At 41.6% G+C, this 9,860-nt stretch carries 10 protein-coding genes; 4 read left to right on the top strand and 6 right to left on the bottom strand.

The features are described from left to right. Positions 1–83 precede the first annotated feature (83 nt). A complete protein-coding gene (locus NWQ57_RS15720) occupies positions 84–1,010 on the bottom strand; it encodes a diguanylate cyclase (RefSeq protein WP_306023110.1) in 927 nt (308 codons plus the stop codon). A gap of 312 nt (positions 1,011–1,322) precedes the next feature. Between NWQ57_RS15720 and NWQ57_RS15715 the strand changes: the two genes are divergently transcribed. Further along, positions 1,323–2,084: a hypothetical protein gene (locus tag NWQ57_RS15715; protein ID WP_306023109.1), complete on the top strand. Its 762-nt coding sequence runs from the start codon at positions 1,323–1,325 to the stop codon at positions 2,082–2,084. A gap of 59 nt (positions 2,085–2,143) precedes the next feature. On the opposite strand, the gene NWQ57_RS15710 is transcribed toward NWQ57_RS15715, so the two are convergent. Next, positions 2,144–2,482, bottom strand: coding sequence for a Grx4 family monothiol glutaredoxin (locus NWQ57_RS15710; protein WP_306023108.1), 339 nt, complete (start codon positions 2,480–2,482; stop codon positions 2,144–2,146). Positions 2,483–2,761: 279 nt separating this feature from the next. On the opposite strand from NWQ57_RS15710, the gene sodB reads away from it, so the two are divergent. Continuing rightward, positions 2,762–3,340: a superoxide dismutase [Fe] gene (gene sodB, locus NWQ57_RS15705; protein WP_306023107.1), complete on the top strand. Its 579-nt coding sequence runs from the start codon at positions 2,762–2,764 to the stop codon at positions 3,338–3,340. Between the two features lie 112 nt (positions 3,341–3,452). Then, on the top strand, positions 3,453–3,767 hold the full coding sequence (locus NWQ57_RS15700; protein WP_306023106.1) for a VF530 family protein: 315 nt from the start codon (positions 3,453–3,455) through the stop codon (positions 3,765–3,767). A gap of 142 nt (positions 3,768–3,909) precedes the next feature. Here the strand turns inward: NWQ57_RS15700 and NWQ57_RS15695 are convergent, their stop codons facing one another. From NWQ57_RS15695 to NWQ57_RS15685, 3 genes are all read right to left on the bottom strand, one after another. Further along, on the bottom strand, positions 3,910–4,158 hold the full coding sequence (locus NWQ57_RS15695; RefSeq protein ID WP_306023105.1) for a DUF3297 family protein: 249 nt from the start codon (positions 4,156–4,158) through the stop codon (positions 3,910–3,912). A gap of 196 nt (positions 4,159–4,354) precedes the next feature. Continuing rightward, positions 4,355–6,406, bottom strand: a complete 2,052-nt coding sequence (locus NWQ57_RS15690; protein WP_306023104.1) for an NADPH-dependent 2,4-dienoyl-CoA reductase — start codon at positions 6,404–6,406, stop codon at positions 4,355–4,357. A gap of 53 nt (positions 6,407–6,459) precedes the next feature. Next, positions 6,460–7,362, bottom strand: coding sequence for a crotonase/enoyl-CoA hydratase family protein (locus tag NWQ57_RS15685; RefSeq protein WP_372340931.1), 903 nt, complete (start codon positions 7,360–7,362; stop codon positions 6,460–6,462). Between the two features lie 105 nt (positions 7,363–7,467). Between NWQ57_RS15685 and NWQ57_RS15680 the strand changes: the two genes are divergently transcribed. After that, positions 7,468–8,103: a TetR/AcrR family transcriptional regulator gene (locus NWQ57_RS15680; protein WP_306023102.1), complete on the top strand. Its 636-nt coding sequence runs from the start codon at positions 7,468–7,470 to the stop codon at positions 8,101–8,103. Here the strand turns inward: NWQ57_RS15680 and NWQ57_RS15675 are convergent. Beyond that, positions 8,100–9,722 carry a GMC family oxidoreductase gene (locus tag NWQ57_RS15675; protein ID WP_306023101.1) on the bottom strand — a complete coding sequence of 541 codons (1,623 nt, stop codon included), beginning with the start codon at positions 9,720–9,722 and terminating at the stop codon, positions 8,100–8,102. The genes NWQ57_RS15680 and NWQ57_RS15675 overlap by 4 nt on opposite strands. Positions 9,723–9,860: the final 138 nt, after the last annotated feature.

Genomic DNA, 9,860 nt, shown 5'->3' with positions numbered 1-9,860 from the left:
AGTAAGCATCCTCTTAACATGCAGGATTTTTCTGGTACTATCTAAACGCTAATAATTCAAACGAAGATGCAATATCTTCTATGTTAAACTTTGACCTGATTTCGACCCGTTGATTTTGCTTTATACAATTGTTTGTCGGCCTGTTGAATGGTATCAGCTAACATACCGTTATTAACTGACGGCAAGAACGTCGCCACACCAATGCTTAAACTAACATAAGAAAACAAAGATTTAGGGTGAGGGATCCCTTTAAGCCTTAACGTCTCAAGAACTTCATTAGCAACATGCAATGCACCTTCTTTATTAGTATCGATAAGCAGAACCATAAATTCTTCTCCACCAAAACGAAACAATAAATCAACTGGCCGCGTCAACACCTCTGCAATGTTATCGGCGACTTCCCGTAAACATTGGTCGCCCTTTAAATGACCATACTCGTCGTTATATAATTTGAACCAATCTATATCCATCATCATCACGCTAATTGGAGTATCTTTGCGTTTTGACTGTTTTTCAATTTTAGGCAAAACATCATCTAAAAAATGTCGATTATAGGCGCCTGTTAATTTATCGACATAAGACAAGCTTAATAATAAATCGGTCTGCATTTTGTGGGTTAAATGCGCTCGAACACGGTTGCGCAACTCTACTCTTAAAACTGGCTTAGTGACAAAATCCACCGCACCTGCATCCCAACAATCGGCCTCTTGTTGTTCTTCTTGTAGGCTGGTAATAAAAATTATGGGGATATGCTGCGTTTCTTCATTATCTTTAATCAGCCGACAGGTCTCAATTCCGCTTATTCCTCGCATCATAACATCTAATAAAATCAGATCTGGCTTGTCAGATAAGCATGCTTCGATCGCTTCCTCACCAGAACAGACACTGCTCACCTTGTACAAGTCGCCCAACATATGCTGCATAATCTCACAGTTTATGGGTTCATCATCTACGATTAAAATTTTGGCATCGGAAATGGGACGCTTTAATTTCGATTTTAATTTTTCCAACTATAACTACTCACCTGCATTGTACTCCTTGATAATCGTGACTTATTTGCAGCTAAAATCAAGCGACTTATGTGAATTAATATGAGCATACGATGTGTTCCCTTCCTACTTAAGCACAATTAAAACGCCGACATATCCAATCTGAACATAAGTAGCGCAAAGACCGAAAACATTAATTTTTTCACTTTAGATAATTTTTTAATATTGTTAGCGCACTTTCTGCACTTTGTTTGGTATTGTATAGACCGTGTAATGCAGTAGGGTTATATACCTTAAATAAGAAGCCTCAACGATAGGAAAGATTAGAACAACATGGCGATAGAACCAATGGATGATATGCCCAAGATAACCATAGAAAGAGACGATGTTGAATCATTTCAACGCGCAAGGGCACAAACCAAAAAGACCAATGGACCAAAAGGCAACATCCCCCAAGAGTCTAAAAACACGCATTCCAATTCCCCATCGTGGTTAATGTTTATTTTATTTTTAGTCGTTATTTGTAGCACGGCGGTGTATTGGTCGTTTGAGCAACACAAAGTATTGGTTCATGCTCAACAGCGTATCACTGACTTAGAAGGCAGATTGTCAGCGACTGGTGAAGAACTTGACCAATCCGCTGTTGCTATCCAAGTCAAAGTGACTGAACTCAGTAAAAAAACTGAAGAGCTGTGGGAGCAAATGGATAAACTGTGGGCATCTGCGTGGCGTCGTAATCAATCAGAAATCAGTGACTTGACCAACGAGCTCAAAAAGCTAGCGTCAAAATCCGATAACGCTATGAAGAAACTTGGTGACGATGCCAGTCAACAAGAGGGCAAAGTAACAACCTTAAGCAATCAAGTCACACAATTGAACCAGAGCCTGCAAGCAGCATTAGAAACTCAAGCGCAATTAAAACGCACAAGCCTGAATAATGAGCAACAAGTGGCAAGTTTGCGTGAGAAGCTAATCTCCAGTGCCTTGGGTAATAATAATCTGACCAACAAGGTAGATGAGTTAGAAAGCAAATTACTGAATCTAGAAAAGCACGTGAATAAGGCTTCTTCATCACAGCCTATTGCAACACCTTAGACAAATACCAGACAAAAAAATAGAGCGTAAACGCTCTATTTTTTTGTGCTTTCGTTAAACTACTTTTCTTCCTGACTCGGATATTTTGCCGCCGTCTCTTTTATGATGCTTTGCAATTCGCCCTGCTGAATCATTTCAAGAATAATATCACAACCGCCAATCAACTCACCATCAACCCACAACTGCGGGAAAGTAGGCCAATTAGCATACTTAGGAAGTTCGGCACGAATATCTGGATTTTGTAAGATGTCTACGTAAGCAAATTGTTCACCACAGGTCATTAGCGCTTGAGACGCTTGAGCCGAAAATCCACAGCTTGGAAATTTGGGCGAGCCCTTCATATACAATAAAATCGGATTTTCTTTAATTTGTTGCTGAATTTTTTCAACGGTTTCCATATTTTCGCCTCATATCAAGTATGGCACTAGTAGTGGTTACTAGTTTAGCGTTTTTCAAGGGCAGTTGAAATCAAACTGCCATATTTTTAACGCACAAGTTAGTTACTTTCTTCTATCACAAGACTTGAAATAAAGCGTATTTGACGCAATATATGATCCTTCTGCAGCTTTTTGTTTATAACAAAGATTAATACTGCACTTTTACTCTAGACAATTAACGTCTAGCATTTGGCATTCAACGAATTAATGCATACATCAACACCTAAATGGAGAAATAACATGGCTTTTGAACTTCCTGCGCTACCTTATGAAAAGAACGCTTTAGAACCACACATCTCTGCAGAAACTTTGGAATACCATTACGGTAAGCATCACGCTACTTATGTAACTAAGTTGAATGGTCTTGTAGAAGGCACTGATTTAGCATCAAAAAGTCTTGAAGAGATAGTTAAGACCTCTGAAGGCGGCGTATTCAACAATGCTGCGCAAATCTGGAATCACACCTTCTATTGGAACTGCTTAAGCCCAAATGGTGGTGGTGAGCCAACAGGCGCACTAGCCGACGCAATTAATGCTAAATGGGGTTCATTCGCAGACTTCAAAGCGGCGTTAAACGACAAAGCAGTAAATAACTTTGGCTCAAGCTGGACGTGGTTAGTTAAAACAGCCAATGGTTTAGATATTGTTAACACCAGCAACGCAGGCACGCCTTTAACAGACAGCAGCGTCACTCCCTTGTTAACTGTTGATTTATGGGAGCATGCTTACTACATCGATTACCGCAATGCTCGTCCTAAGTACCTTGAAGGTTTCTGGGCATTAGTTAACTGGGAATTTGCCTCAGCTAACTTTGCTTAATATAAAATAAAATGATTAAAGCCCTGTTTATCAGGGCTTTTTTTTGCTGGCGTTTTTAGCCTATCAAAAAACCGTTATACTGCGCAAAAATCAACACCAATTAGGTATTTGTATGACTACATCTCAACATAACAATCCTTTGCATGGGGTGACCTTACAACTCATTCTGGACACTTTAGTTGCACAACTAGGATGGGACAAGATGGCTGAGACCGTAAATATTAACTGCTTTAAAAGCGAACCTTCGATAAAATCTAGTCTGAAATTTTTACGCAAAACCCCTTGGGCTCGAGAGCAGGTAGAACAGTTATATCTAACTAAAATAGCTAAACAACCTCATGCAAAAACAACCACAACACGAGACGATGTATTAGCTAAAACTGAAAACGCCGAATTTGTTTGGCCAGATGTGAATAAACCCGGTTAGGAACTTCATTCGTTTTGTTACCTACGCGGCAGTAATTCGCGCAAAGTAGAATTGGTAAGTAATAATGCTGCTGCATCCTCTAAAGCCAATGTGAGGTAAAATGCAGCAGTGATAAATCATCGATAAAAACAATAAAGCCTGATTACTTATAAAAAGCTTCTACCGTTCCTTTCAACTTAATCAACATTGGCTGACCTTTACGATCTAAGGCCTTAGGTGCAGGGATTTTTACCCAGCCTTCACTAATACAATATTCTTCTACATCGTTACGCTCTTTACCATTTAAACGTATGCCAATCTCATGTTCAAAAACCTCTTCAACATGAAAACGGCTGCGAGGATTACCTGAAAGTTGGTCAGGTAAAGGAGGACGTGATGGTGTATCGGTCATGTTACTGCCCTAGTATAAATAAAAAGTGCGCTAGTGTAGATAATATAAATAAAGTGTTCAAGGGTGAAGCGCACTCTCTAGCACTGTCTGTTTTTCGCCAAGATGAGTAGTCTGCCAAGCATCCTTGCCTAAAACTTGCTGAGGTTTTATATGGAGCAGGTCGCGCAGCAGGCTCAACCCGCTGCGCTAGAGTGAATTATAACTGGGCAGCCAATCTTGTTCCTTGGTCAATGGCTCTTTTAGCATCAAGCTCAGACGCCACATCAGCACCACCAATTAGCTGATAAGGCTTACTTAAACCCTCAACGAGCTCACGCAGTGGCTCCTGTCCCGCACAGATAATAATATTATCTACTTCTAATATTCTGACTTCATCATTGAGGCGAATGTGTAAGCCTGCGTCATCTATTTTTAAGTACTCAACACCAGCTAGCATGTTTACGCCTTTACTGACTAAGCCTGCACGATGGGCCCAACCTGTAGTCTTTCCCAAACCAGCGCCAACCTTGCTGGTTTTACGTTGTAACAAATAAATTTCGCGAGGTGATGCTTCAGGCTTAGCCACCATGCCCTCAATACCACCACGATGAGTGAATGTCATATCCACGCCCCACTCTTTCATAAAGGCAGGTATATCTAAACTAGGGGTTTCACTTCCATGAGATAAATATTCACTCACATCAAAGCCAATCCCGCCTGCCCCAATCACTGCCACTTTCTGACCAACAGATTTCTTAGCAACAATGACATCGATATAGCTCAATACCTTGGCATGTTCGATACCTTCGATAGGAGGGGTACGAGGCTTTATCCCTGTTGCAACAAGGATCTCATCAAAATCACTGTTATTTAACATCTCATTGGTGACGCGAGTATTCAGTTTAAGCTCAACATTCAGCAGACTTATCTGACGCTGAAAATACCGTAAGGTTTCTGAAAATTCTTCTTTACCTGGAATTTGTTTGGCTATATTAAATTGACCGCCTATCTCTGTCGCAGAATCAAACAAGGTAACGCTGTGGCCACGTTTTGCTGCGGTGGTCGCAGCAGCCAAACCAGCAGGCCCGGCGCCAATAACAGCAATTTTTTTAGGGGCTGTACTCAATTCAATATTAAGTTCTGTTTCATGGCAAGCACGAGGATTGACCAAACAACTTGTCATTTTCCCATCAAATACATGGTCCAAACAGGCTTGGTTACAACCAATACATGTATTGATTTGGTCTGAGCGATTTTCCATGGCTTTTAATACGAACTCAGGATCAGCTAAAAAGGGACGAGCCATAGACACCATGTCGGCATCGCCACGGGCTAACACTGCTTCAGCCACTTCTGGTGTATTGATGCGGTTTGAAGTAATCACCGGAATCGACAAGGCTTGACGAAATTTAGCCGTCACCCAAGTAAAAGCAGCACGAGGGACTTTTGTGGCGATAGTGGGAATGCGCGCTTCATGCCAACCAATTCCAGTATTGATAATGGTTGCCCCCGCTTTTTCAATGGCCTTACCTAGCTCAACTACCTCGTCATAGCTTGAACCACCTTCCACTAAGTCCAGCATCGACAAGCGATAAATAATAATGAATTTTTCACCTACCGCTGCACGGACTCGACGTACCACTTCAATCGGTAAACGGATACGGTTTTGATAATCCCCTCCCCAGCTGTCTTCGCGGTGGTTTGTCCGTGCTGCTATAAACTGGTTTAGAAAGTAGCCCTCAGAGCCCATGATCTCAACGCCATCGTATCCGGCTTTTTGCGCTTGGCTTGCAGTAAAAATAAAGTCTTCGATTTGTTTCTCAATTCCTGCTTCGTCCAAAGCCTTAGGCTTAAAAGGATTAATTGGAGCTTGTACTGCAGAAGGTGCAACCAAAGCAGGGTTATATGCATAGCGGCCTGTATGCAATATTTGCATACAGATTTTTCCACCCGCTTCATGAACCGCATCCGTTATCATTTTATGATGAGCGACAGATTCGTCATTGTCTAAACGTTTGGTATTTTTATGCGTAGCACCTTCATCATTTGGTCCAATACCACCGGTAACAATAAGACCAACACCGCCTCTTGCTCGCTCAGCAAAAAAGGCCGCCATGCGAATGTGACCATTGGGCGCTTCTTCTAAACCCGTATGCATAGACCCCATTAATACTCGATTTTTTAAGGTCGTAAATCCTAGATCTAAAGGTCTTAGAAGATGAGGGTATTGACGTAAGCCCTGTTCAATTTTACTGACTGTGTTGCTCATGATGGTTTCCTAATAAATTTTCTAATCTGACAAAACGTTTCAAAAAACGTGCTTTACATGCTAGGCGTTTTTTTATGTAGCGGTGCATATTCGGGAAGGCGTTTTTGTTTGCCAGCAGCCATGGCTTCTTGAACATCAGGCATTTGAAACATGCCAGATTGCCACGTTGCCATATAGCGTAGACTGTCACTTACTGCATGATCGCGTGTATAATTGATCATCTCTTTACAACCGGCGACGGCCATCGGCGAATGCATGGCGATATTGCCCGCTATTTTCATCACCGCAGCTAACATACTGGCTTGGTCTTCAAATACTTGATTGACCAGACCGCATGATTTCGCTTCAGCAGCATCCATATTGCGACCAGTGAAAGCTAACTCCCTGACTAAACCTTGTGGGATAAGATGGGGTAAGCGCTGTAAGGTACCGACATCTGCTGTCATACCTAATTCTGTTTCCTTGATTGTAAAGTAAGTATTGGCAGTGCAATAACGACAATCTGCGGCACTTACCATGTCTACCGCCCCACCAATAACGCCACCTTGCATTGCGACTAATACCGGTAAACGTACCTCTTCTAATGCGTTAAAACTATCTTGTAGTTCAAGAACCATTCTGCGCATACGTTCAGCTCTTCGCGCTGGCTCACCACTAAAGTTCTTACCCATTTCGGTAAATACTGACAGATCCATTCCTGCACTGAAATGCTTTCCTTGCGATGAAATTACAACAACGCGAGCCTCCGCTTCTGCGTCAATTTGGCGAACAACAGCAGGTAACTCAGACCAAAACTCGGGGATCATACTGTTTAATGCTTCAGGACGACTCAGTTGAATATGAGCAATATGGTTTTCGATTGACACAGTTAAGGTTTTTAAGCGGGTAAAATCTATCGTTTGCACAATTTTTCTCCATTGAAAGATAAGTAAATATAGAAAATTAAAAATTAACATATATTTAATCTAGACAGCGTCAAGTTAAGGGTTTATGTTGACGCTGTCAAGATCAATAAACATTGATAGAATTTATGCGTACTAGCAATAAAGAGTGATACAACATTGGTGACAAAATCAGACAAAAAATTAGCGAAAAACCATTATCATCATGGTGATCTGCACAGCTCCTTAGTTGGTGCTGCCAGTGTTATGCTTAAAGAAAGTGGCATTGATGGTTTATCACTTCGTAAACTTGCGGATAAAGTTGGGGTGTCACGCACTGCCCCCTACCATCACTTTAAAGATAAGAACGAATTACTGTGCGCCATCGCAGAACAAGGCTTCAAACATTGGCAAGAAAATGCAACACGCATTTTTCATCAAAAGGATTTGAGTCCTAGAGAAAAATATCGTCAGTTTATTCGAGGGTACATTGCCTATGCTGCTGATAATCCAGAGCTGTATGATTTAATGTTTGGTCGTACCATTTGGAAACAAAATACTGCAACGGCAGATTTACGAAATGTAGCCTACCCTAGCTTTAATCAGCAAGTTGAAATGACACGTGAATGGCAAAATCTTGGTGTTATGCCTAAAACTGAAGACACACTACGCCTTGCACAAGTCACCTGGGGCACTTTGCATGGTATTGCCCGTTTATTGATAGATGGCATTTATGCTGACCGTAGTCATATTGATGAAATGTGTGAGTGTGCAGTGAATCTGTTTACCGCAGATAGCCAGTCAGCGAAAACCTAGTTATTTTTATAATCCTGCTTAATAAACTCAGCGGCCCGCTCGGCAATCATTACGGTGGGCGCATTGGTATTACCACCAATAAGGCTTGGCATAACAGAAGCATCAACCACACGTAAAGATGTAACACCTTTTACCTTTAAATACTCATCCACTACCGAATCAGGATCGTCCAATGCTCCCATCCTACACGTGCCAACCGGATGATAAATAGTTTCAGCATTCCTACGGATAAACTCTAAAATTTCTTCATCTGACTGTACATTTTTACCAGGCGCGATTTCCCAACCCTGATACTGTTTGAAGACTGGTGCTGAAAGGATTTCCCGTGCTTTACGTACCGCCGCGATCATCACTTTTTGGTCATCTGTATGTGTTAGGTATTTAGGGTCGATAATCGCAGCGACAGCAGGATCTTTAGATTGTAAACGAATTTCACCGCGGCTTTTGGGGTACAAAGCACACACGTGCACTCCAAAGCCATAACCGAAAGCCGTTGTTCGACCATGGTTCTGTAAAACAGCGGGTAGAAAGTGATACTGAATATCAGGACAATCGGTCGCATAGTCAGTGCGTGCAAATCCGCCTGCTTCAGCCACATTACTTGAAAAAATCCCTTTGCGCTTATAGATGTAGTCAAAGCTCGCTTTAATATAGCGATGAACAGCTGTAATACTGACCGCATAGCTGTCACGGTTGCGAGTACGCATTTGTACTATCGTATCCAGATGATCTTGTAAATTTTGACCTACGCCTGGTAAGTCAAATTTTGTCACAATGCCAAGTTCACTTAAATGTTTGGCAGGCCCGATACCAGACAACATAAGTAGCTGAGGAGAATTAATCGCACCTGCACTTAGCAGCACTTCTTTTTTTGCACTCAACGCAATCGTGTTATTATTGACCTTAACCTGAACGCCTGTGGCTCGTGCATTTTCGATTACAATTCTCTCGACAAGCGCATTGGTAATTATACAAAGGTTGGGCCTATCGTTTGCAGCCCTCAGATAACCTTTGGCTGTAGAGCAACGTTCTCCGTCAACTTGGGTTACTTGATACAAACCTAGGCCTTCTCGCTGCTTACTATTAAAATCCTTAACCTCCGCTAAGCCCACCTCGTTAGCTGCTTTGACAAACGTCCTAGATAAGGGATTAACATGACGTAAGTCACTTACACTTAGGTAGCCAGAATCACCGTGATGAATATCAGCGCCATGTTGCTGCTTCTCAGATTTAATAAAGTAAGGCAATACCGAATTCCAATCCCAGCCCTTTGCACCTAATTCGCACCAGCGGTCATAATCTTGTTGTACTCCGCGAATATAACACATTGCGTTTAATGAGCTTGAGCCACCAAGCACCTTGCCTCTGGGCCAAAATAACGTGCGGTTAAACAACTCTTTTTGTGGTGCTGTATTGTAATTCCAATTTAACTTTTTAATTCTGGATAACAACGCTAAACCGAAAGGAACGTGAATAAAAAGACTTTTATCTTTGCCTCCTGCCTCAATAAGGCAAACTGAAAAATTTTGATTCTCACTTAAACGAGAAGCTAATACGGCCCCAGCAGACCCTCCGCCTATAATGATAAAATCAAATTCTGTTTGCGTAATTGCTTGCATAAATTTCAACTTGCCTAACTTGAAAGGATTGGAAGAACATAGCCTAATAAAAGTATGATTTATGAACAACTCACACCTCATACACACTACCAGCGAGTGTAACAAAAATGTCAGAGAATGTTACTAAGTGTTAATTAA

The organism is Paraglaciecola sp., assembly GCF_030730205.1.
GTDB lineage: Bacteria > Pseudomonadota > Gammaproteobacteria > Enterobacterales > Alteromonadaceae > Paraglaciecola.
Note: the sequence above shows the minus strand (reverse complement) of the source record. Positions and strands in the feature narration are given on the sequence as shown.

What these genes read in the sequence shown, in the direction of transcription:
- NWQ57_RS15710 (WP_306023108.1), bottom strand. Translation starts at nt 2,482, where the DNA reads ATGGAAACCGTTGAAAAAATTCAGCAACAAATTAAAGAAAATCCGATT.
- NWQ57_RS15685 (WP_372340931.1), bottom strand. Translation starts at nt 7,362, where the DNA reads ATGTTAATTTTTAATTTTCTATATTTACTTATCTTTCAATGGAGAAAA.
- sodB (WP_306023107.1), top strand. Translation starts at nt 2,762, where the DNA reads ATGGCTTTTGAACTTCCTGCGCTACCTTATGAAAAGAACGCTTTAGAA.
- NWQ57_RS15715 (WP_306023109.1), top strand. Translation starts at nt 1,323, where the DNA reads ATGGCGATAGAACCAATGGATGATATGCCCAAGATAACCATAGAAAGA.
- NWQ57_RS15695 (WP_306023105.1), bottom strand. Translation starts at nt 4,158, where the DNA reads ATGACCGATACACCATCACGTCCTCCTTTACCTGACCAACTTTCAGGT.
- NWQ57_RS15690 (WP_306023104.1), bottom strand. Translation starts at nt 6,406, where the DNA reads ATGAGCAACACAGTCAGTAAAATTGAACAGGGCTTACGTCAATACCCT.
- NWQ57_RS15675 (WP_306023101.1), bottom strand. Translation starts at nt 9,722, where the DNA reads ATGCAAGCAATTACGCAAACAGAATTTGATTTTATCATTATAGGCGGA.
- NWQ57_RS15700 (WP_306023106.1), top strand. Translation starts at nt 3,453, where the DNA reads ATGACTACATCTCAACATAACAATCCTTTGCATGGGGTGACCTTACAA.